This window comes from Geodermatophilus sp. URMC 61 (genome assembly GCF_052931555.1).
This window is the reverse complement of sequence record NZ_JBRFHZ010000002.1, coordinates 2,408,752-2,429,512: the sequence shown is the minus strand read 5'-3', so window position 1 is coordinate 2,429,512 and position 20,761 is coordinate 2,408,752. Positions and strand designations below refer to the sequence as shown.

Annotated in this window: 19 protein-coding genes; 6 read left to right on the top strand and 13 right to left on the bottom strand. The window is 72.7% G+C overall.

The annotated features are described in order from the left end of the window. Nucleotides 1–246 precede the first annotated feature (246 nt). Nucleotides 247–555: a hypothetical protein gene (locus tag ACU610_RS11130; RefSeq protein ID WP_446770774.1), complete on the bottom strand. Its 309-nt coding sequence runs from the start codon at nucleotides 553–555 to the stop codon at nucleotides 247–249. After that, nucleotides 552–842: a hypothetical protein gene (locus ACU610_RS11125; protein ID WP_446770773.1), complete on the bottom strand. Its 291-nt coding sequence runs from the start codon at nucleotides 840–842 to the stop codon at nucleotides 552–554. Before ACU610_RS11125 ends, ACU610_RS11130 begins: the two co-directional genes overlap by 4 nt. Nucleotides 843–1,421: 579 nt before the next feature. Between ACU610_RS11125 and ACU610_RS11120 the strand changes: the two genes are divergently transcribed. From ACU610_RS11120 to ACU610_RS11100, 5 genes are all read left to right on the top strand, one after another. Beyond that, nucleotides 1,422–1,616 carry a hypothetical protein gene (locus ACU610_RS11120; RefSeq protein ID WP_446767773.1) on the top strand — a complete coding sequence of 65 codons (195 nt, stop codon included), beginning with the start codon at nucleotides 1,422–1,424 and terminating at the stop codon, nucleotides 1,614–1,616. A 39-nt stretch (nucleotides 1,617–1,655) separates the two neighbouring features. Further along, complete coding sequence (locus tag ACU610_RS11115) at nucleotides 1,656–1,787, top strand: hypothetical protein (protein ID WP_446767772.1); 132 nt, start codon at nucleotides 1,656–1,658, stop codon at nucleotides 1,785–1,787. 38 nt (nucleotides 1,788–1,825) lie between these two features. Then, nucleotides 1,826–2,023: an RGCVC family protein gene (locus tag ACU610_RS11110; protein WP_446767771.1), complete on the top strand. Its 198-nt coding sequence runs from the start codon at nucleotides 1,826–1,828 to the stop codon at nucleotides 2,021–2,023. 124 nt (nucleotides 2,024–2,147) lie between these two features. Continuing rightward, nucleotides 2,148–2,801, top strand: a complete 654-nt coding sequence (locus ACU610_RS11105) for a hypothetical protein (protein WP_446767770.1) — start codon at nucleotides 2,148–2,150, stop codon at nucleotides 2,799–2,801. A gap of 252 nt (nucleotides 2,802–3,053) precedes the next feature. Continuing rightward, a complete protein-coding gene (locus tag ACU610_RS11100) occupies nucleotides 3,054–3,344 on the top strand; it encodes a hypothetical protein (protein ID WP_446767769.1) in 291 nt (96 codons plus the stop codon). A 525-nt stretch (nucleotides 3,345–3,869) separates the two neighbouring features. Here ACU610_RS11100 and ACU610_RS11095 read toward each other — a convergent pair. From ACU610_RS11095 to ACU610_RS11075, 5 genes are read right to left on the bottom strand one after another with little or no spacing between them, the layout of a single operon-like run. Beyond that, on the bottom strand, nucleotides 3,870–5,117 hold the full coding sequence (locus ACU610_RS11095) for an FAD-dependent oxidoreductase (RefSeq protein WP_446767768.1): 1,248 nt from the start codon (nucleotides 5,115–5,117) through the stop codon (nucleotides 3,870–3,872). A gap of 23 nt (nucleotides 5,118–5,140) precedes the next feature. Next, a complete protein-coding gene (locus tag ACU610_RS11090) occupies nucleotides 5,141–5,839 on the bottom strand; it encodes a maleylpyruvate isomerase family mycothiol-dependent enzyme (RefSeq protein WP_446767767.1) in 699 nt (232 codons plus the stop codon). A gap of 11 nt (nucleotides 5,840–5,850) precedes the next feature. Continuing rightward, nucleotides 5,851–6,696: a fumarylacetoacetate hydrolase family protein gene (locus tag ACU610_RS11085; RefSeq protein WP_446767766.1), complete on the bottom strand. Its 846-nt coding sequence runs from the start codon at nucleotides 6,694–6,696 to the stop codon at nucleotides 5,851–5,853. After that, nucleotides 6,693–7,838, bottom strand: a complete 1,146-nt coding sequence (locus ACU610_RS11080; RefSeq protein WP_446767765.1) for a cupin domain-containing protein — start codon at nucleotides 7,836–7,838, stop codon at nucleotides 6,693–6,695. The genes ACU610_RS11085 and ACU610_RS11080 overlap by 4 nt, the downstream gene beginning before the upstream one ends. A 26-nt stretch (nucleotides 7,839–7,864) precedes the next feature. Beyond that, a complete protein-coding gene (locus ACU610_RS11075; RefSeq protein ID WP_446767764.1) occupies nucleotides 7,865–9,187 on the bottom strand; it encodes an MFS transporter in 1,323 nt (440 codons plus the stop codon). A gap of 50 nt (nucleotides 9,188–9,237) precedes the next feature. Here ACU610_RS11075 and ACU610_RS11070 point away from each other — a divergent pair, with 50 nt between their 5' ends. Beyond that, the gene (locus tag ACU610_RS11070) at nucleotides 9,238–9,975 is read left to right on the top strand and encodes an IclR family transcriptional regulator (RefSeq protein ID WP_446767763.1); all 738 of its coding nucleotides are present in this window, start codon (nucleotides 9,238–9,240) and stop codon (nucleotides 9,973–9,975) included. A gap of 625 nt (nucleotides 9,976–10,600) precedes the next feature. Here ACU610_RS11070 and zwf read toward each other — a convergent pair. From zwf to katG, 6 genes are all read right to left on the bottom strand, one after another. After that, nucleotides 10,601–12,088 carry a glucose-6-phosphate dehydrogenase gene (gene zwf / locus ACU610_RS11065; RefSeq protein WP_446767762.1) on the bottom strand — a complete coding sequence of 496 codons (1,488 nt, stop codon included), beginning with the start codon at nucleotides 12,086–12,088 and terminating at the stop codon, nucleotides 10,601–10,603. A 201-nt stretch (nucleotides 12,089–12,289) separates the two neighbouring features. Beyond that, a complete protein-coding gene (locus ACU610_RS11060; RefSeq protein ID WP_446767761.1) occupies nucleotides 12,290–12,595 on the bottom strand; it encodes an antibiotic biosynthesis monooxygenase family protein in 306 nt (101 codons plus the stop codon). Nucleotides 12,596–13,010: 415 nt separating this feature from the next. Further along, nucleotides 13,011–13,214, bottom strand: a complete 204-nt coding sequence (locus ACU610_RS11055) for a hypothetical protein (protein ID WP_446767760.1) — start codon at nucleotides 13,212–13,214, stop codon at nucleotides 13,011–13,013. A gap of 1,018 nt (nucleotides 13,215–14,232) precedes the next feature. Beyond that, nucleotides 14,233–16,974, bottom strand: a complete 2,742-nt coding sequence (locus tag ACU610_RS11050; protein ID WP_446767759.1) for a caspase family protein — start codon at nucleotides 16,972–16,974, stop codon at nucleotides 14,233–14,235. 163 nt (nucleotides 16,975–17,137) lie between these two features. Then, nucleotides 17,138–17,827 carry a hypothetical protein gene (locus tag ACU610_RS11045; protein WP_446767758.1) on the bottom strand — a complete coding sequence of 230 codons (690 nt, stop codon included), beginning with the start codon at nucleotides 17,825–17,827 and terminating at the stop codon, nucleotides 17,138–17,140. A 422-nt stretch (nucleotides 17,828–18,249) separates the two neighbouring features. Beyond that, entirely contained in the window at nucleotides 18,250–20,472 is a 2,223-nt protein-coding gene (katG, locus tag ACU610_RS11040) for a catalase/peroxidase HPI (protein ID WP_446767757.1), read from the bottom strand. Nucleotides 20,473–20,761 lie beyond the last annotated feature (289 nt).

Genomic DNA, 20,761 nt, shown 5'->3' with positions numbered 1-20,761 from the left:
CGGTTCGGGGCGGTCAGCCCCCGCGTCCACGCGCCGCTGGACGGCCAGCCCCAGGGCCACGCCGACGACCAGGCCGGCCAGGCCCACGCCCACCGCGGTGGCGGCCAGGCCGGGCGGTGCGCCGTCACCGGGACCAGCGGCCGCCGAGGGGCCCATCGGCGCGTCGGCCGACGCGGTTCCCACGCTCACGGCCAGGACGGTCACGGCGGCTGAGGATGGTCAGCCCGGCCCGGCGCATCCGGCTGGTCACGACGTTCCCCTGCACTCCCGTGGGTCAGGGACGGCAGTGCCGGCCACGGGGGAGTCGCCGCCCACGCAGCCGCGATCGACGTCCGCAGTGGTCCGGCCGAGCTGCGCGCGCACCCGGGCATCGGTGGCGCCGGCCAGTCCGCGGCGCACCCCGGCGCGCAGCAGCTCGGCGCGGCAGCGGGTCACCGCGCGGATGACGGTCCCGGCCGCCAGGACGGGATGGAACTCGCGGACGAGGAACTCGGTCCGCGCGAGCAGGGCCTTGCGCTCCGCGACGATGATCGCGGCGTGACCCACCGCGGTCACCCCCCGCCCGTCGGCCGCGCCGCGGATCCTCCCGGCGGCTCTTCCCGGCCGCCGCCCGCGGCCAGTTCGGCGAAGTGCCACAGCGTGATCAGGCCGAACGACCGTCCGTCCCGGTCGACCACGGGTACCGCGTCGGCCCGGGCGCCCAGCATGGTCCGGGCCACCGCCGCCACGTCGTCGCCGCCGCGTACCCGGGGCCGGGCACGGTCGCGCAGCAGCGTGTGCACCGGAGTCCGGTGCAACCCCGAGCGGTCCCGGCGGCCACTCCAGGGCGATGGTGCGCTCATCGAGCACCCCGACCGGGCGCTGGCGGTCATCGACGACGACCAGGTGCTGGGTGCGCGACCCGTGCAGCCGGTCCCAGGCGGTCCACATCGAGGCACACCGGTCCACCGTCACGGGAGAGCGGGTCATCACGTCGACGGCGGTCCTCGCACGCCACTCGGGGTCCTCTGCAGCGATCGGGGTGCCGCGCACTGCCTCCAGTTCCTTGGGCGCTGCCAACTCCGCTCGGGTGATGGCCGCTCGACCGAGATGGACCAAGGAGCTCATCGTGCCTCCCCTTCGCCGTTGCTCCCGTGCGCTCCACCCGGAGTCTGCGCGGAGATGGTCGGGCTCTCGACGTCGTCCGTGGGACGAGCTGGGCACAGGCTGCTTGCCGGACATCGGCAACCTGAGCAGGTCAGCGGCCGGTAAGGCGCGGTGTCCGGCCGTCCCGCGAACGCGTCCCGGGGCGGGCGATGTGCCGCATCTTGCCGGGCACCGGCAGTCATGACGTATCCGAATCGACCGAACGGAGCCGTGGGTGACCCGGACGGCCGGCGGCACGCTGGGGAGGCAATACCCGGAGTGAAGGGAGACCCGACGTGCACCTCACGCTCTCCAGAGACCACGAGCTGGAGGCCCCCCGGATCGCAGAGGTGGACCTTCAGGCCGCCCCCAGCGACATCCTCACGCCCGGGCCGACCAACAGGGCCGGGCAGGGCCGTCGGCTGATCGACATCGTCGAAGAATGGGGGAGGCAGTCCTTTCCCGCCAGCGATCCGCCGGCGAACTGGTGAACCACCCACGGACAGTCGTTGCGGAGATGGGGACCCGACGTGAACGAGTTGCTGTCGGGCGATCCGGTGCGGCTGGAGGTGTTCGTCATCCCGGATCTCGAGATCGGTCGGGTCATCCCCCGCGGTGCCGATCGCGAGGTACTCACCCCCCAGCGCCGCGCTGGGACGTGAGCGATCACCGCCCTCCTCCCGTTCGCGAAGGAGTCACCATGCCGGCCTCAGCGTCGACCGCCTCCCGTACCGGCCAGCAGGAGCAGCCTCCGGAGGTCACCCCCCGGTCCGTGGACGACCCGCGTTGCGACGTCTGCTCGCACCCGGTCGTCGACCATGACGCCATCGCGCTGCGGTTCTGCCGAGCCACCCTGGCCGCGGCCATCGCCCGAGGCTGCGTCTGCCGGCCCGCCTGAGGGCCCGACGGGAGGGTGCCGGCGCAGCGCTCGCGCGCGGAGCCGCTCACGGGAGCGGCCGACGGACGGGAAGCACGGAGGGCGGACGAAGCGGCCGGGCGCTCAGCGCGCGGGCGGCGTCCACGTGGGCGTGGACCCGTGCGGGCGCCGCCCACCCTTCGTCGTCGCCATCGCCGCCGCGCACGGCGGCGGGCTGCGCGGGCTGGGCGCGTTCGTCATCGCGTCGGGGGTGGCGAGCCTCGTGGGCGGGCGCCTCTTCGGCCGCTGGGCCGACCGCTCGAGCCGGCAGGTGATGATCCGGGGTGCCGCCACCGCCTCCGCCGTCATCCTCGCGTTCCTCGCGCTGCTCGCCGTCCCCGGGGCGCACGGGTGGGTGCTGCTCCACCCCGCGGTCTACCTGCTGCTGGCGCTGACCCACACCGGGGTGCGGGTGGCCCGCAAGACGTACGTCGTCGACATGGCAGGAGGAGACCGCCGCACCGGGTACGTGGCCGTGGCCAACACGGCGATGGGCGCGCTGCTGCTCGGGGCCGGCGCAATCTCCAGCGTCCTGGCCCTGCTGGGCGCTGAGATCGCGCTGGTCTTCCCGGCGCTGCTCGGGGCGGCCGGCGTGGTCCCCGCCCGCACGCTGCCCGAGGTCAGCGCCCGCTCACCGATCCCGAACCCGCCATGCCCGCCTCCGGCGGCCACGTTCCCGACCACGCCGACAGCGAGGACGGAGTGCGTCCGGCCGGTCAGCGGGCGCCCGGTGCCTGGAGGACCCGGCCGGACCCGATGAAGGGTCGGTGGCGTCGCTGCCCCGAGCGGCGCGGGGACGACCGCCCTGCTCCGGGCCGCGGTTGCCGACACCTGGCAACGTCGGCGGGCTGACCCTGACCGGTGAGACCCCTCGTGCACCCGCCCGGCTCCCGGCAAGCTGGGGGCCAGCAGGAGGTGGCCGGTGCTCAGTCACGACGAACAGCGAGCCTGGGACGAGATCCGGCGTCGATACGCGGAGGAGGCGGAGGAGGCGGAGGAGCCTGCCCGTCCGGTGCCCGACCTGACGGTCCGGCGGCCACGCTCCGGGGAGCCGGCGGACGTCCCCGTCGCGGTCGTCGTCGGCAGCCGGATCGCCGTCCTGCTGGTTCTCGTCGGAGCCCTCAGCGCCGGCCTGGCCATCGCCGTCGCCACCGTGCTCGGTTGGCTGTTGTGGCGCTACCGGTCGCTGCTGACCGGCGGTGTCAGGCCGTCCGCACCCTCGGCGATCCGGGACGTCCGCCTCGACGGTGAGGGGCACCCGTCGTCGGAGCCCCGACACCGACGCACCCCGCGAACGTCGTGACGGCGCTCGACGCCGCGTCCTCGCGCCGTGCGGTTGCCGACGGAGCGGACCGCTCGCACGTCCGGGAGGTGGCTGCTCACCCGCCGGGCCACGCTCCCCGAGCCGGGCCACGCACGGGCCCACGGCGGCGCCGGCCAGGCGCTGGTGGAGCACCTGGCCGAGCGCCAGCACCGATCGGGCCGCTCCCAGCCGAGGACACGACCAGCGCCACCAGGACGACGACCAGGGAGTCGCCGGAGCCCGACCCCCTCTCGAGGGTGGCGCGCAGGTCCCGCCGCAGCGGCAGGGTCCGCACGACGGCGAAGACCGCGGCCGCGTCGGTCGAGGAGGCGACCGCCCGAGGAGGACGACGGTCCGCAGATCGACGTCCTCCTCGGGGCGAGGGTGGAGCAGGGCGGCCGCCGCGTCCGTGGAGCAGCCGGACGGCCGGGACCGCGGCCAGCAGCCGGGGGTGACGGTTGCTCGCGCCCCCGAGATCGCAGCGCCCGGGGGCGGACGTCAGGTGGAGGGCCCGAGTCCCGTGGGTCAGGCGCCGACGGGTACCGGTAGCGGCTGCGGGGTGAACATCGGCGGCTCCTGGTCCGAGGTGAGCGCGGTGGGGCCGTAGAGCCAGTCGACGAAGCCGTAGTCGTGCACGTCCCGCCGCCGGAGCGCGGCGTTGCGTGCGTCCCGCTCCGCGTCGGTGAGGTGCCAGAGCTCGCCCCAGGCCCGGGCGGTGCTCTGCACGCGCCGGCAGTGCTCCGGCCGGACGGCGTTGTAGGCGGCGAGCGCGGCGTCCCACTCCAGGTGTCCCGCGGCCAGCCGGGAGCCGACGTGCTCGGACAGGACCCAGGCGTCCTCGATGGCCATGACCGCGCCCTGCGCCAGGTACTGCAGCGGCGGGTGGGCGGCGTCGCCGGTCAGCGCCAGGCGGCCCTGGACCCAGTTCGGGATCGGGTCGCGGTCGTACATCCGCCACCACTTGTCCCGCCACATCAGCGGCAGGCCGGCCCGGACCTGCTGGCAGGTGCCGGCGAAGGCGGCGTCCAGCTCGTCGGGGGTGCCCCAGTCCTCCTCACCCGCGAGGGCCTTCGGCGACTGGAAGACGGCCACCTGGTTGAACATCTCGCCCTGCCGCAGCGGGTACTGCACGAAGTGGCACTGCGGGCCGACGTAGACCACGACGTCGCTCATCGAGACGTCCATCCGCTCGACCTGCTCGGCGGGGATGGCGCCGCGGTAGGCGACGTACGCGGAGCTGACCGGTTGGTCGGCGCTGATCATCCTGCGCGCGACGGAGTTGAGGCCGTCGGCGGCGAGGACGACAGGCGCGACCTCCCGGCCGCCGCCGTGGATCACGGCCACGCCGTCCGGCACGTGCTCGTAGCCGGTGACGTGGACGTCGTTGACCAGGTCCACGCCGGCGCGGCGGCAGGCCCGCAGCAGGATGCCGTGCAGGTCGCTGCGGTGGATGACCACGTAGGGAGAGCCGTAGCGCTCGCGGGCGTCGGCGAGGTCGAGCCGGGTGAGCACCGTGCCGTCGACGGCGTCCTTCATGACGAGGTTCTGCGGCTGCACACCGTGGGACAGGACCTCGGGCAGCAGGCCCCAGGAGTCCAGGATCCGGGTGCAGTTGGGGGCGATCTGCAGGCCGGCGCCCACCTCACCGAACGCGGGGGCGCGCTCGAGGAGGCGGACCCGCAGGCCCTTCCGGGTGAGGGCGAGGGCGTTGGCCAGTCCGCCGATGCCACCGCCGACGATCAGGACGTCGACGTCGCTGCTGGTGGTGCTCATGGGAACTCCTTCGGGGGCTGGGTCTAGAGCCATGGCGGGAGGTCGGGGACGGCGCCGGACGGAGCCGTGACGTCGGCTCCGGGGCGGCCGGTGAGATGGGTGACGACGGCGCCGAGGGATCCGTGCAGTTCGGTGGGCTCGCCGCGTCCGGGCACCTTCCAGGTGTGCCGACCGTCGGCGGTGGTGAGCACGAGCGCCGGACAGTCGGTGCCCGAGCGCTTCGCGACGACGTCGTCGGCGAGGGCGAGGAGGAACTCCTCGGGCAGGTTCCCCATGGAGAGGGCCGGGTCGAGGTCGACCGCGTGGACCATGACCTCGCGGGCCCGCAGCCACGGGATCTCGCTCGCCGGGACCTGCCGGCCCTGCGCGGTGCGGATGGTCCGGGACCACTGCTCGTCGGTCAGCCGGTCCAGGGCGGCGGCGAGCCGGGAGGCGGACTCCTCCGCCTCCCGGCGCAGCTCGCCCGGGGCCCGCCGGGCGCCGGCCGCGATGTCGGCATCCCGCTGGCCGGGGGAGGAGTACATCGGCGTCTCCTCGCCGGTACGCGCCCAGTGCGCCAGGTTCAGCAGCGCCTCGGCGTTGGCGGCCACGTGGGCCACCAGGTGGCGGCCGGTCCAGCCGGGCAGGGCGGTGGGGCCGGCGAGTGCGTCGTCACGGGTGCGGGCGAGCGCCCCGGAGAAGATCCGGGTGCCCTGGTCCATCCACCGCCGGGTCGTGGCCACGTCGTGCACGGTCATCCCACCCCGAGGTCGGCGACGACCGGGTTCTCGCACCGGCCCAGGCCGCTGATCTCGGTGGTCAGGTGCTGCCCGACCTGCAGGTAGCGGGCCGGCGTGCGGGCGTGGCCGACGCCGCCGGGCGTACCGGTGGCGAGAAGGTCGCCCGGGCGGAGCGTGGTCATCGTGGAGACGTACTCGACCAGCGCGACCGGGTCGAACAGCAGGTCGCCGGTGGTGTCCTCCTGCACCGTCTCGCCGTCGATCCGCGTGCTGATGTCCAGCGCGGGGCGGACGCCCCCGGGCAGCTCGTCCGGGGTGACCAGGTAGGGACCCAGGGGGGTGGTGGCCTCCCAGTTCTTGCCCTGCAGCCACTCGCGGGTGCGGAACTGCCAGTCCCGGCAGGTCACGTCGTTGAGCACGGAGAACCCGGCGATGGCGCGTTCGGCGTCGGCGCCGCGCGCCCGGCGCACCGGGGCGCCGATGACCACCGCGAGTTCGCACTCCCAGTCGAACGCGCCGGTCTCCGGCGGCTTGACGATGTCGTCGTTCGCGCCGACGAGGGTGTCCGCGTACTTGCTGAACAGGGTGGGGTACTCGGGCAGGTCCCGGCCCATCTCCAGGATGTGGTTGCGGTAGTTGAGCCCGACGCAGACGATCTTGCCCGGCCGGGGGACGACCGGGGCGAACGCCGCCCCCCGGGAGTGGGACACCTCCCCGGTCGCGGCGGCGGCGCGCTCCTCCCAGCCCGGCTCGGCGAGGTAGGCGCCGAGATCGGCGGCCCCGAGGTCGACGAGCTGCTCGTCGTCGACCCGGACGGCGCGGGTGGCACCGTCGAGGGTGCGGATGGTGGCCAGCTTCATCGGGTTGCCTCCACGGAGACGCGGTCGAGGTGCAGGGCCTCGAAGACGGGGGTGTCGCTGAACCGGAAGAGGTCCAGGGCGCCGGAGTCGGAGTCGGTGGTGCCGGCCTCCGACCGGACCGACAGCGGCTGCCAGGAGGGGACGACGAACAGGTCGCCGCGCTCGACCCGCCAGGAGGCCTCGCCCACGGTCACCGTGCCGCTGCCGTCGAACACCTGGTACACCGAGGAGCCGGCCTCACGGCGCGGCGCGGTCTCGGTGCCGCGGCGGACGCGGTGCACCTCCGCCCGGATGGTCGGCAGGACGTCGCCGGCGGTGGTCGGGTTGGTGTAGCGGACGGCGGCGTGCCCGGGCTCGACGACCGCGGGGAACCCCTCGGCCTCCAGCTGCAGCTGGTCGGTCAGCGCGGCGTCGGTGTCGGCCCACCGGTAGTTCAGCAGCGGCGTGCCCGGCGTCGCGCCGGGCGCGGACACCGGGCGCAGGCCGGGGTGGCCCCACAGCCGCTGCGCGCGGGAGCGCTCCGGCGTGGTCCTCTCCTGCTCGCTGATCTGGTCGCGGCCGAACTCGAAGAACTGCGACTCGGTGCCGTACTGGAACGGGATGTCCAGGCCGTCGATCCAGGCCATCGGCCGGTTCGCGGCGTTGTGGTGGGCGTGCCAGTTCCAGCCCGCCTGCGGGAGGAAGTCGCCGCGGTTCATCGGCACCGGGTCGCCGCCGACGACGGTCCACACGCCCTCGCCCTCGACGACGAAGCGGAAGGCGTGCTGGGTGTGCCGGTGCTCGGGGGCGTCCTCGCCCGGCATCAGGTACTGGATCGCGGCCCACAGCGTGGGGGTGGCGAAGGGCCGGCCGCCCAGCGCCGGGTTGGCCAGCGCGATCGCCCGGCGCTCACCGCCGCGCCCGACCGGGACCAGCGAGCCGGCCTGGTCGGCCAGCCGCAGCAGGTTCTGCCAGCGCCACACGTGCGGCACGGCCCGGGAGCGCGGGTGGGCCGGCATGAGGTCACCGATCTCGGTCCACAGCGGGACCAGCAGCTCCTGCTCGAAGCCGCGGTACAGCTCCTCGAGCTCGGGCGTGGGGGTGGGCTGGTCGGGGGAGTCGACGGCGGTCAGGGAGACCGGCGAGGTCAGCTGCTGGGTCATGGGGTGCTCCTTCCGAGGGGTGGGGGTCAGTGGGCGAGGACGGCGACCGGGGCGCGGGTGGCCGGCCGGGTGGTCACCGCGGTGACGACGAGCAGGACGGCCGCTGCTGCGGCGGCCAGCGAGAAGGCGAGGAAGTTGCTGCCGACCCCGAGCCGGGCGTCCAGCAGCCAGCCGCCGACCTGGGGGGCCAGCACGGCACCGATGCGGCCGGTGCCGAGCGCGAAGCCGAGCGCCGTGCCGCGCAGTCGGGGCGGGTAGTGGCCGGCGACGGCGGCGATGACCAGGCACTGGGTGCCGTGGGTGCCGACGCCGGCGAGGATGAGGGCGGCGTAGATCGGCAGGGTGCTCGACGGGTAGGTGAGCAGGAAGGCCAGGCCGACCGCGGCGGCGGCGGCCGCCCCGATCGCGCTGCGCAGCGGGCCGAACCGCGTGCCCGCCCAGGCGGTGACGAACGATCCCGCCACCGCGCCGATGTTGAGAGCGAGCAGGAACGACAGCGGCGCGCCCATGTCGAAGCGGGCGTCGGAGGCCATCAGCTTGGGCAGCCAGGTCCCGAGGCCGTACCAGGCGAACAGGGTGAAGACCGTGGCCAGGGCGAACAGCGCCGTGGCGGCCGCCCACCGCACAGCGAACAGCGCGCGCAGCCCCGAGCTGGCGTGCTCGGCCGGCCGGTCCTCGGCGGCGGGGGCGATCCCGTAGGTGGACTCGACGCGCTCCGCCTCGGCGACGCGGCCGTGGGCCCGCAGCCAGACCGGTGACTCGGGGAGCACCGCCACGCACAGCGGCAGCAGGACGAGGACGGCAAGGAACGCCACCGCGTACATCGCCCGCCAGCCGTAGGCGGGCAGCAGCCACAGGCCCAGCAGGGCCGCGGCGCACCCGCCGATGGGAACGCCGGACATCATGAAGGTGGCGACCGCCGACCGGCCTCGGACCTTGACGAACTCCGCCGTCAGGGCGTTCGCGGAGGGCACCAGTCCGCCCAGGCCCAGTCCGGCGAGGAACCGGAAGAGGCCGAAGACCTCCGGCCCGGGTGCGAAGGCGCACAAGCCGGTGAACAGGGAGAACCACAGCGTCGACCACAGGATGGTGCGGCGCCGGCCGAGCCGGTCGGCCAGGGAGCCGGCCGCCAGGGCGCCCACGAGCATCCCCGCGAACGCCAGGCTGCCGATGAACCCTGCGGCCGATGCGGTGAGGCCCCACCCGGGCTCCTCCTGCAGGAGAGGGAGCGTCGTCCCGTAGACGATCAGGTCGTAGCCGTCGAAGACGACGATCAGCCAGCACAGCACCGGCACCAGCCAGGCCGGACGGGTGCTGGCCGGCCGGGTCAGCAGTGTGGGGGAGGTCATGCCTGTAGAGAGTGACTTGTGTTCTGCAGGACGCCCTATACGATTCTGCTGTGAAGAACGCACCTCCGTACGCCATCGCCAGCGTGGACTCCGCGCTGCAGTTGGCGGCGGCACTCCAGGTCGAGGGGTCGCTCAGCGTGAGCGAGGCGGCCGAGCGACTCGGGGTGGCCCGCTCGACGGCGCACCGGCTGCTGGCGATGCTGGTCTACCGCGACTTCGCCGAGCAGCTCCCCGACCGCAGGTACGGACCCGGACCGGTGTTGCGGGGCGACCTGCCGCAGGCGCCGGTGGCCCGGCTGCGGGAGGTCGCCCTGCCGCACCTGCGGCGGGTGGTCGACGCGACGGGGGAGACGGCGAACGTGATGGTCCTGGCCGGCTCCGACGTCCGCTTCGTCGGCACCGTGGAGTGCGGCCACATCCTGCGGGTGGGCGACCGGACCGGCCGGACCCTGCCGGTGCACCTGAGCTCCGGCGGCAAGGCGGTGCTGGCCACCCTGGACCGCGAGCAGCTGGCCGCCGTCCTCGAGTCCCTGAACACGGAGACGGCCACGCGCCTCGAGCGGGAGCTGCGCACCGTCCGGCGCCGGGGGTTCGCTCTCAACGACCAGGAGACCGAGACGGGATTGACGGCGGTCGGCGTGGCCGTGCCCGACCCGGGGGGCGCCGTCCGGGCGGCCCTCTCGTTGGCCGTGCCGACGGCCCGGTACTCGCGCGACCGGCTGCCGGAGTGGGGGGCCGCGCTGCGTGCGGCGGCCGCCGGCGTCTCCCGCGACCTGGCGCTGACCTGACCCCGCCCGGTCGTCAGTCGACCGGCAGGGCGCCAGGACTCGGTGAGCAGCTCGGTCGTCGCGTCCCGGTCGACGTCCCAGCAGACCCGGGAGCAGCGCCGGGAGGAGAACTCCGGCGGGCCGAGAACCAGGACGGCGCGGCGGCGGTTGGACGGCTCGTGTCGTCTTCAGGCGCGGGATCCGGAGAAGGCGAGGTGCAGCCGCTCGGCGGCCCGCCCGACGTGCAGGGGCTCCTTCGAGTGATCGGCCTGTCCACCGGACGGAGCTGGACGGGTGACGACGTCACCGACGTCCGGTACGACCTGCTGGTCGAGGACGTCGGTCCGCTCCGTGGTGAGATCGGATCGCTGCCCGCCGGAGGCCTGGACGACGACGTCCAGCAGGCGATCCTCCGGGCCCGGCGCCCCTCGGCGGCGATCCCGACCCGACGTGGCCCTGACGGGGCGGTGGATCCGTCCCCACGACACCACAGCCGATCGGGCAGTACCACCGCGCCGACGTGTGCGCGCGAGCATGTCGACCCGACACAGCTCATCCCAGCGAGGAGACCGCACCGGCCCTCGTGGTGCCGGGGCCGGGGCGACACCGACGTGATCCTCGGCCGGATCCCCTCCCTGCTCGGTGCTCAGGTCAGGGACCGCCAGCTACGGCCGTCCCGGGTGATGAGTGCTGCGGCCTCGGGCGGTCCCCAGGTCGCCGCCTGGTAGAGCGGGATCGGCCGGGGGTCGTGTTCCCAGTACCGCAGGATCGGGTCGACGATCTTCCAGCATCGGCCGACCTCGTCGGCTCGGATGAACAGCGTGGGATCGCCGATGAGAGCGTCGAGGATGACCCGCTCGTAGGCATCGATCGACTGCTCCTCGAAACTCTGGTAGGAGAAGTCCATCGACGCCTTCTGCACCCGGAAGGCGTGGCCGGGGACCTTCGCGCCGAACCGGAGGCTGAGACCCTCATCCGGCTGGACCCGCACGATCAGTGCGTCCGGCTCCGAGTTGTGCTCCCGGCTGGGGAACAGCGGCAGCTGCGGTGGCCGGTGGAACTCCATGGCCACTTCGGTGACCCGCGCCGGGAGCCGCTTGCCCGTGCGCACGTAGATGGGGACGTCGTTCCACCGCCAGTTGGCCACCTCGAGTCGCATCGCCACGAACGTCTCGGTGTGGCTCAGCGGGTCGACGTCGGACTCCTCGCGGTAGCCCGGCATAAGGTCGTCCCGGGTTCCGCCGCGGGTGTACTGCCCCCGGACGGCGTTGGCGGCGATGTCCGCCTCCGTCTCGAGCGGCCGGATCGCGCGCAGCAGCTTCACCTTCTCGTCGCGGATCGCCTCCGGGTGGAAGGACGTCGGCGGTTCCATGAGGAACAGCGAGAGCACCTGCAGGACGTGGTTCTGGACGATGTCGCGCATCGCGCCGGTGGTCTCGTAGAACCCGCCCCGGTCACCGACACCGAGCGTCTCGGCCACGGTGACCTGCACGTTGTCGACCCACGTGCGGTTCCAGATCGGCTCGAAGATGGAGTTCGCGAAGCGCAGCGCGAGCAGGTTCTGTACCGTCTCCTTGGCCAGGTAGTGGTCGATCCGGAAGATCTGCTCCTCGGAGAAAGCCGAGGAGAGGTCGGAGTACAACTCGCGGGCGCTCTCCTCGTCCCAGCCGAACGGCTTCTCGATCACCGCCCGGACGAAGCCGTCCCCCACCGGCTGGCTGAGTCCGGCCTTCCCGAGACTGAGCGCGATGGGGCCGAAGAGCCGCGGTGGGGTGGAGAAGTAGTAGACCCGGTTGCCGGACGTTCCAGCAGTGCGATCGCACTCGTCCAGGACCTCGGACAGCCGGTTATAGGTGGCGGGGTCGTCGTACCCCCCGGCGACGTATCGCGCGGCAGTGGTCAGGTCGGCCCAGCGGGGGTTCTCCGTCCCGGTCACCCGCTCGCGGCAGTAGTCCCTGAACTCGTCGTCGGTCATCGGGGTTCGTGCCACGCCGATGACGGCCACCTCCGGCGGCAGGGCTCCGTAGGCGGCGAGCCGCTCCAGCGCCGGTAGCAGCTTGCGTGCGGTGAGATCGCCCGAGGCGCCGAAGATCACCAGCGCGCAGGGCGGAGATCGCCGATCTGTATCGCTCATGAGCTGCCGTGCCACCCCTCCGCACTTGCTGCAGCCGCGGATCGGCCACCTGGCCAGTGCGCTCCCTCCATACCCAGCCGTCGTGGAGGTCCGAGCAACGACGACACGCGAGGGGAGCGGCGCGCTGCCACGACCGCCGAGACCGGCTCGCAGGGTCGTTCCGAGTCCGACCGGGGGAGCTGCACCGCCGGTCAGCGGCGGCTAGCCACCCACCCGGGCGTCGGCCACGACGGAGAACCACCGCGTCACGTTGGGCGCTGACTCCAGACCCTCCAGCACTGCGCGCTTGTCGAGGAACGCCGGATCGTCGTGCCAGGCCATCCAGTCCTCGCGGCTGTTCCAGGTACCGACGATCACCCGCGACAGGGGATCGTCCTCGGGAGTCAGCAACTGCCCGGAGATCCAGCCCGGCATGCGCTGCGCGGACTCGAACCGATCGCGCATCGCTGCGTCCCACTCCTGCTCGCCCCCGGGTCGCAGCTTGCTGGTGGTCAGCACGGTCATCATCGCCCGCTCCCCTCGTCGAAGGATCCGCTCGCGGCCGACTCTTCTGTGTCCGTGGGCCAGTCGGTGGGTGGTTTCCGGTGCCAGGGGTCGACCGCGGTCCCTGACCGGCCGGGTGCTCCGCCGAGGATCACTGCCTCGTCGGACCGTCGCCTCGTTCGAGTGGGGAGGACCACCTCGCAGGCGTGGCCCCGCCTCGCCCACGATCCTGCCCCGCCCGCGCTGCGGTCGCGACGTCTGACCAACGCGTCATCTCGCCAGCCGGCATGTCCCCACCCCGAAGGTCATGGACCCTCGGCCCCGTGCGTTCCGTGGCCACGAAGGTCTCGGCCTGGGTGACGCGACGATCCGGTGGTGAACCGAGTCGCGGTAGCCCCGGACGTGGATCGGTGAGGACGCGGATGTGAAACGCGGGTGGTCAGGCGGAGACGCGCGGGTCGTCGTCCTCGGTCTGGGCTGCGTGCAGCTTGGCGATCACGCACTTGATCTGACCCACGGTCTCTGCCTCGTCGTGACCGAAAGCCAGCAGATAGGCCTGCAACGCATGCCGGGCCGTTTCCAGCTCGGCCTCCGTGAGGTGGACCGCGTACATGCCGCAACTGTAGGGCGTCGCGACGGTCATCGAGCGTCCTCGATCCCCGGGGCCGGGAGTGGACCGCTTGCCGCTGGTACCGGTCCACGACGGTGTTCGAGTCCTCCTGCGTCAGTCCTCCAGGGCCTCACAGGTCCTTCTCCGGGATCTCGCAGGCCGGTCGCCCGGGAGCTGCGGATGCGGGCAGGTCTGCCATGTCGAACGCCCGCCGGCCTGGAGGCCCGGGCCGCACCCACTCGGCTGGGCGCCCCGCTGGGCGGCCACACCAGCGTGCTGGCTCTCGCCCCCGACGGAGACCCTGGCCACCTCCGGCGACGACAACACCACCCGACTGCGCGCGAGCTGTTCGCCGAGATCTGTCACCGTCACGGCAGCCGCCAGCCGCGGTACCGATCCCCCTCGTCGAGGGGTGGCAGAGATGTGCCGGTCAGCGCCTCGAACTGACGGGCGTGGACGACGTCGACCCGCACGCTGTGGATCTGGCCTCCCTGGTGCGGGGACGGTGATGGCTCAGCGGGTTCCGACTGGGGCGCCGGTGGGGGCCGGGAGGCGTCGTCACGGCGTCCGAGGTGTTGTCTGCCGTGTTCGCCGACCGGTGGGAGGGGCTCCGTCGGGGGGATGGGCTGAGCGTGTAGTTCGATCCCGCGGCACTGCGGAGCGGACGGGGCGGCGGCGTCGTGCGCCAGTGCCCACCAACGTCCGTCCTTCCGGGAGATGCCGGCGAGGCCGTGCCTCGGCGGGGTTCGGAAGCCCTTGACCGGGGTCGGATCGCTGCGGATGACGGAGAGACCGGTGATGGCGTCGACGAGCTCGCCGGACGCCGTCGAGATCAGCACACGCAGAACGCAGGAGGGGCCGGCAGGCGACGGGACGAGCCCTATCCAGAAGGCCTCGCCGACGGGGCAGGGCAGGACCAGTTGCTGCGGCGCTCGCTCCAGGAGCGGTAGGGCACCCCAGCTCGAGGGCAGCTCGGTCACCACGCCGGTCGGCGGGTACGGGTAGCGCTGGAAGGAGATGGACAGGGTTGGCGTCAGCGGATACTCGTGCATCAGCCCGCCGTCATGCCTCGCCGCTCCGTGGCCTGCTCGGCCCACAGCGCCGCGGCGGCAGTGGCCGGTACCTGGAGCCGGGAGGCGGCGATGCGGATCTCCTCCGGCAGCGTCGCGGTGCCGGCCGCTTCGGCCGTGGGCAGGTCGTCGGGGGCCGGCATGGCCAGCGGCGTCGCCGGCACGGTGGAGGCGGCCGTGGCCGGCGGGGCGCCGGCGGTCGATCGGCCGCCCGCGGGTCCCGGCACCGGTCCCCCTGCAGAAGCCGCAGCCGGTGGCGGGGTGACGAGCTCCGCGCCGACCGGGTGGCCCTCTGCCGTCGCGCCGGCACGGTCTGACTGATCATCGGCCGCCCCGGCCGCGGGCACCGCCCCGGGACCTTCGCCGCTCTGGGCGTACTGGCTGACCCAGTGGGACAGCTGCGCGGCATGCGCCGCTCGAGTCGCCGCGTCGGTGGCCCAGACGAAGAAGGCACCGAGAGAGACCGTGGCATGGACCCGGCGCCACAGGTCGACCGGGACGAGCTCCGGGCGTTCGAAGCTGGCCTCGGCGATCAGTTGCCAGCTCTGCCGGAACATCGGCGGCGATGTGAACGGTCGAGTGGTGCGGAGTGTGGCGTCGGTGCAGCGCAGGGACAGCGCTTCCACGTCGGGATGGTCCGGTCCCAGCAGGGAACGCAGGTTGGCGACGGCCGCGTCGAACTGCTGTGTCTGCACGCGGTCGGGCTCGCCCTCGTTCATGGCCCGCAGCAGCAGGTGCGCCCCGATGATGCCGGCGATGGGGTCGGTGTACTCGGTGAGCAGCAGGTCGGCGAGCTGTGCACCGCGCCCCACCGCGAACAGGTTGCGGCCCTGGCTCAGGGCCAGCCGTGCCGCCTCGATCGTCGCATCCTGCTCGGGGGTGCGGCTCGTCCCCACCCGCCGCATGAACACGCTCACGTCGGAGATGACTCCCGGTCGGCGTCCCGTGCTGCTCCGGGGATCTCTGGAGCCGGCGGGTTCGTCGCCGCGGGGCGGTGCCGTGGCAGTCGTCGAGACGGTGCGCTGGATGGCCAGCTGGGTCACCCAGTCAGGAGCGGCGATGACGCACCCCTCGTACTGGCGACCGTCGTCCAGCACCTGTCGGAGGAAGTACGCACCATGGGGCACTTCGCCCTCCCAGATCGCCACAGGGTCGACCGGGGTCTGTTGCTCGACCGTGCAGTGCTGGGTCAGGTCGGCGACGGTTCGCCCATCAGCGTCCACGAGGTGGAGGCCCTGCATCGGATGCGGTGACGGCGCGGGGCTGACCGTGGCCGTCGGACCGCCTGGGTCGGTCCAGAACCTGGCCAGGATGGAGATCATCGACTGGCCCGGTGTCGGCCCCGTGAAGGCGCCCTGGCGGTTCGCCGCGTTCTCGAACGGCGCGACGTGGAACTCGTGGGTGGCCGCAGTGCCGGGGATGGGCGCGGGCGAGGCCAGCCGGGGGTCCGGTGGCGGGCCGGCCACGGTGTCCCGGTCGAGCAGGACGACCTCGTCCGAGGCGGCGGTGATGTCCCGCCCGAACTGGATGCGGATCTTGTAGACGCCCGGGAGCTCGGTCTCGTGCAGCTGTCCGGTCTCGCTGAAGACGCGCTCGAAGCGGTAGTCCATGACGCTGACCGCGGCGGCCGGGTTGCCGGCCTCGACATCGAGGGAGAACAGGTCCGACGCGTCCGGGACGGTGACCGGCGGGCCGGTCCGGGTCACCGTCTCCTCCACGGCGCCGGCGCCGCTGACCTGGAAGCCGTGGCGCAGCCCGGTAGCGGGTACCTCGGCCACGTACAGACCGCGGAGGAGTTCCCCCCGCCACTCGGCGCCGGGCAGCACCTCGGAGAGGACTCGGGTGAGCGGCCGGCCGGTCCAGATCCGCAGCTCCTCGCCGACCGCGTCGGCCGGGAGCACGAGTCGCACCGGGTACTTGGGTCGCGCGGCCAGCCGCTGGAACACCATGCCCTCGTCGGCTCGGATGAACGGCTGCAGGTCCACCGCGGTCGTCGTCCGGGCCTGGTCGGGGAGGTACTCGGGCATGACGGTGTAGAGGAAGCTGCGCAGGCTCTGCCCGGTCACCCGGCCCCGCTCGTCGGCCGCCCCGCCGCGCAGACCCTGCAGCAGCGTCCAGGTGAACACGCCGTGCACCTGTCCGTCTGGCATCTCCTGCTCCAGGGCGCTCTTCGTCTGGGCAGCGAGCGCGATGAAGGCCGGGCCGGGAACGCCGGTGCCGATCTTCGGCCGCATCAGCACCTCGTTGACCGGGATGGACTGCTCGTAGTTCATGCAGCTGTCCATCCACAGCACGGTCTCCCGGAATCGCTGGGCCTTGCGGAACCAGCGCGTCCACGCGTGCGCGTACACGTACTCGGGACCGATCTGCGTTGCGTCGGCCGTGAACAGCGCGCCTTCCTCTAGCACGGGGGAGAAGCCGTGGCCGGAGAAGTACAGGTAGAGCCGGTTGCCGGCGACGTCGGCGGTCTGCTGCTCCACCCACCTGAGTTCCCGCTCGATCCTCGCTCGAGCCGGTTGTGGATCGTTCGGGTCGATCGGCATGAAGTCGGCCGAACGCACGAGCCGCACGTTCTCCGGCTGCAGTCGGCCACCCGTCGGATCGATCAGCCAGTCCCGGACTGCCAGCGCGTCGTTGTTCGGGCCGTCGAGATCGGTGGCCACGCCCTCGGCGGCGAGCGCCGGATACCGGGCGACACCGACGACCACCGCGAAGTCGGACATGAACGTCTCCCTCCTCGCCCACGTCGATGTCTTCTGGTCCTCGTCGATGTGCTGGCGCCCCCCGGTCCCGTGCATCTCGCCGCGGGCACGCACGGCGCGAGCGCGACCGACATCCAGACCCGGGGCCGACGCTCCGAGCCTGGATGTGCGGCCGTCACGTCGGTCACCAGGGATAGGCGTCGCGGATGAACTGCTTGTCGGTCTGCGACAACTCCCCGTTGAACCCCGCCGAGAACCCGTCGGTGGTCCAGGAGGCGGGGATCGGGTACATCATGATCGACAGCGCGTCGACCGGGGTGCTGGAGACCTTGCTCGGGTCGTAGCGCTTGAAGATGTTGTGCTCGATGGTCGCCGGACCCCAGCTGTTCGGCGGTTTGGACAGATCGGCGATCACCGCGGCACGGTTCCACGCGATCGGCCGATTGGGGTTCTGGTGCTCATGGATCAGGCCCAGCGCGTGACCGAACTCGTGCAGGACGACCCGCCGCAGCTCGTCCTCGTCGGAGTCAGGCGTCAGCCAGCCGTAGTTCATCGTCGGTTCGGACGCCGAGATCTGCTGGCACATGGTGCCCAGGTACGACCAGGACCCGTTCCCCTGCTGGAAAGCGACGCGGACGTCGGCGTCACCACTGTCGACGACCTTCAAGCCGACGTTGGCCATCTGCGGCCCCGTCCACTCCTGAGCGACCGCCGCGACTCGCTTCTGCAGGTCCGCATCCCCTTCCAGGAACCGCACGGTGACCTCGGTTCCAGGCTGCCACTTGAACTCGTTGAGCAATGCGGCCCTGGTCTTCCCCACCGACTCCGCCGGCATGGGCACCATGCAGTAGTGGCTCGCATCCTGCTGGGTCATCGAAGAACCTTCCTCGTCGCGTTCCGGTTGCACGGCAGCCGTGGAGACACCCCTCGACAAGGTCCGGATCCGGAGCGGATCCCCACCCCGAGAGGCCGTCCACGACGGCCCATGAGCCGGGTCACTCGACGTGCCGATGACCTGGCTCGAGGGCTGGTCGAACGCTAGGAGGAGCCCATCACCCGGCCGTCACCGATGCGTCACGCCACTCAGCGAGCGACCGAACCCCAGGCCACGGCGAGGACCTCGTCAGCCGATTCCCCTGCCGGCCACCTGACGGTGATCGCCTGGCACGGCAAGGGGTGACGTCCCGTCGATGGTGCAGACCGGCCCTCCGACGCGACCGGTTCGGCTCGACGTCGCGCGCCAGGCCGACGCCCCGGCCCGCGGGATGCGAACCGGGGCGTCCGGACAGGCGGGGTCTACCGCAGGTCGAAGCGGTCGAGCTCCATGACCTTGACCCACGCTGCGGCGAAGTCCCGCACGAACTTCTCCTTCGCGTCATCGGCCGAGTAGACCTCGACGATGCCGCGGAGGACCGAGTGCGAGCCGAACACCAGGTCGGCGGCGGTGGCGGTACGGACGACGGTGCCGTCGGCGTCCAGCCCCTCGTAGACGCCCTCGGTGTCGACCGAGGTGCGCCACGAGATGCCCAGGTCCAGCAGGTTGCGGAAGAAGTCCTGCGACAGCACGCCCGGACGATCGGTGAAGACGCCGTGCTGCACGCCGCCGGTGTTGGCGCCGAGCACGCGCAGCCCGCCGACCAGCAGGGTCATCTCCTTCGCGGTGAGGTCGAGCATGTACGCCCGGTCGACCAGCAGCGTCTCCGGCGCCAGCTTGCTGCCCGGAGCGATCCAGTTGCGGAAGCCGTCGGCCCGCGGCTCGAGCCAGCGGGCGTTGTCGACGTCGGTCTGCTCCTGCGAGGCGTCGGTGCGACCCGGGGAGAACGGCACGCTCACCGGCACGCCGGCGTCGGCCGCGGCCTTCTCCACCGCCGCGGTGCCACCGAGCACGATCAGGTCGGCCAGCGAGACCTTGTTCCCGGTCTGCTGCTCGAACTCCGCCCTGATCCGCTCGAGCACCGGCAGCACGTCCTGGACGCCGGCGTTGACCGCCCAGTCGACCTGCGGCTGGAGGCGCAGCCGGGCGCCGTTGGCGCCACCGCGCTTGTCCGTGCTGCGGAACGACGCCGCGGCCGACCACGCGGTGTGCACCAGCTGCGACACGGTCAGGCCGGAGGACAGCAGACGCTGCTTGAGGTCGGCGATCTCCGCCTCGCCGACGAGCTCGTGGTCGACCGCCGGGACCGGGTCCTGCCAGATGAGCTCCTCGGCCGGCACGTCCGGGCCGAGGTAGCGGCTCCGCGGGCCCATGTCGCGGTGCAGCAGCTTGAACCAGGCGCGGGCGTACTGGTCGGCGAAGTACTCCGGGTCCTCGTAGAACCGCTGCGAGATCTCCCGGAACCCGGGGTCGGCGATGAGGGCGAGGTCGGTGGTCGCCATCATCGGCGGGTTCTTCTTGCCCTCGATGTGCGCGTCGGGGACCAGCTCCTGCGCCCCGGCGTCCTCGGGCCTCCACTGCTTGGCACCGGCGGGGCTCTCGGTCAGCTGCCACTGGTAGCTGAACAGCATCTGGAAGTAGGTGTCGTCCCACGTCGTCGGGGTCGGCGTCCAGGCGCCCTCGAGACCGCTGGTGATGGTGTCGGCGCCCCTGCCGGTGCCGTGCTGGCTGATCCAGCCCAGGCCGTTGCCGTGCACCGGGCACCCCTCGGGCTCCGGGCCGACGAGCTCCGGGTCGCCCGCGCCGTGCGTCTTGCCGAAGGTGTGCCCGCCGGCGATCAGCGCGACGGTCTCCTCGTCGGTCATGCCCATCCGGCTGAACGTCACCCGGATGTCGTGGGCCGACGCGACCGGGTCGGGCCGGCCCTTCGGACCCTCCGGGTTGACGTAGATGAGGCCCATCGTGACCGCGGCGAGGTGGCCCTCCTCGAGGTCGAGCGGGTCCTCGCCGCTGTAGCGCTCGTCGCCCAGCCAGGTGTCCTCCGGGCCCCAGAAGATCTCCGGGGGCTGCCAGGTGTCCTCGCGGCCGAAGGCGAAGCCGAAGGTCTTCAGCCCCATGTCGTCGTGCGCCACGTTGCCGGCGAACAGCAGCAGGTCGGCCCAGGAAAGCTTGCGGCCGTACTTCTGCTTGATCGGCAGCAGCAGGCGGCGGGCCTTGTCCAGGTTGGCGTTGTCCGGCCAGCTGTTGAGCGGGGCGAAGCGCTGCCCGCCGGTGGCGCCGCTGCCGCGGCCGTCGGCAGTGCGGTACGTGCCGGCCGCGTGCCAGGACATGCGGATGAACAGCGGGCCGTAGTGGCCCCAGTCGGCGGGCCACCAGTCCTGCGAGGTGCGCATGACCTGGACGAGGTCGCGCTTGAGCTCCTCGACGTCGAGCTTCGCGAACTCGGCCCTGTAGTCGAAGTCCTCGCCGAGCGGGTCGGAGTCCTTCGACGACCTGGTGAGCACCGACAGGTCCACCTGGTTGGGCCACCAGTCCCGGTTGCTCTGCGGCCGCCGGTGCATGACCGGGGTCGGCGAGGGGATCGCCGGGTTCTCGCTCTCGCTCGTGCTGTGGCTCTGGGCCTTGTCGGCCTCGTTGGTCGTCACGGTGTCCCTCTCTGTGCTGCGGGGCGGTCGGGGAAGGTGGGGGAGGCTGGCCGGCCGCGCAGGACGGGCAGCCCCGATGGATGACCGCGGCCTCGTCGATGACGAAGCCGCGGTCATCGGAGGGGGTCGGGCAGGGCGCGGCTCCGCGATCAGCCGCTCCACCAGCGTCCACAACTCGTCACTGATGGGTCACGGTGGCGAGGAAGACGCCGGCGAGGACAGACGCCGCACCCTGCGCCAACGCGTCAGGCCGGTACAGAGCCCGACGATCTGCTTCCGCAACGTCTCC

Excerpts from the sequence above, each read along its gene's own strand:
- ACU610_RS11125 (WP_446770773.1), bottom strand. The coding sequence starts at position 842 with ATGAGCGCACCATCGCCCTGGAGTGGCCGCCGGGACCGCTCGGGGTTG.
- ACU610_RS11110 (WP_446767771.1), top strand. The coding sequence starts at position 1,826 with ATGCCGGCCTCAGCGTCGACCGCCTCCCGTACCGGCCAGCAGGAGCAG.
- ACU610_RS11095 (WP_446767768.1), bottom strand. The coding sequence starts at position 5,117 with ATGAGCACCACCAGCAGCGACGTCGACGTCCTGATCGTCGGCGGTGGC.
- ACU610_RS11085 (WP_446767766.1), bottom strand. The coding sequence starts at position 6,696 with ATGAAGCTGGCCACCATCCGCACCCTCGACGGTGCCACCCGCGCCGTC.
- ACU610_RS11080 (WP_446767765.1), bottom strand. The coding sequence starts at position 7,838 with ATGACCCAGCAGCTGACCTCGCCGGTCTCCCTGACCGCCGTCGACTCC.
- ACU610_RS11075 (WP_446767764.1), bottom strand. The coding sequence starts at position 9,187 with ATGACCTCCCCCACACTGCTGACCCGGCCGGCCAGCACCCGTCCGGCC.
- zwf (WP_446767762.1), bottom strand. The coding sequence starts at position 12,088 with ATGAGCGATACAGATCGGCGATCTCCGCCCTGCGCGCTGGTGATCTTC.
- ACU610_RS11060 (WP_446767761.1), bottom strand. The coding sequence starts at position 12,595 with ATGATGACCGTGCTGACCACCAGCAAGCTGCGACCCGGGGGCGAGCAG.
- ACU610_RS11055 (WP_446767760.1), bottom strand. The coding sequence starts at position 13,214 with ATGACCGTCGCGACGCCCTACAGTTGCGGCATGTACGCGGTCCACCTC.
- ACU610_RS11050 (WP_446767759.1), bottom strand. The coding sequence starts at position 16,974 with ATGTCCGACTTCGCGGTGGTCGTCGGTGTCGCCCGGTATCCGGCGCTC.
- ACU610_RS11045 (WP_446767758.1), bottom strand. The coding sequence starts at position 17,827 with ATGACCCAGCAGGATGCGAGCCACTACTGCATGGTGCCCATGCCGGCG.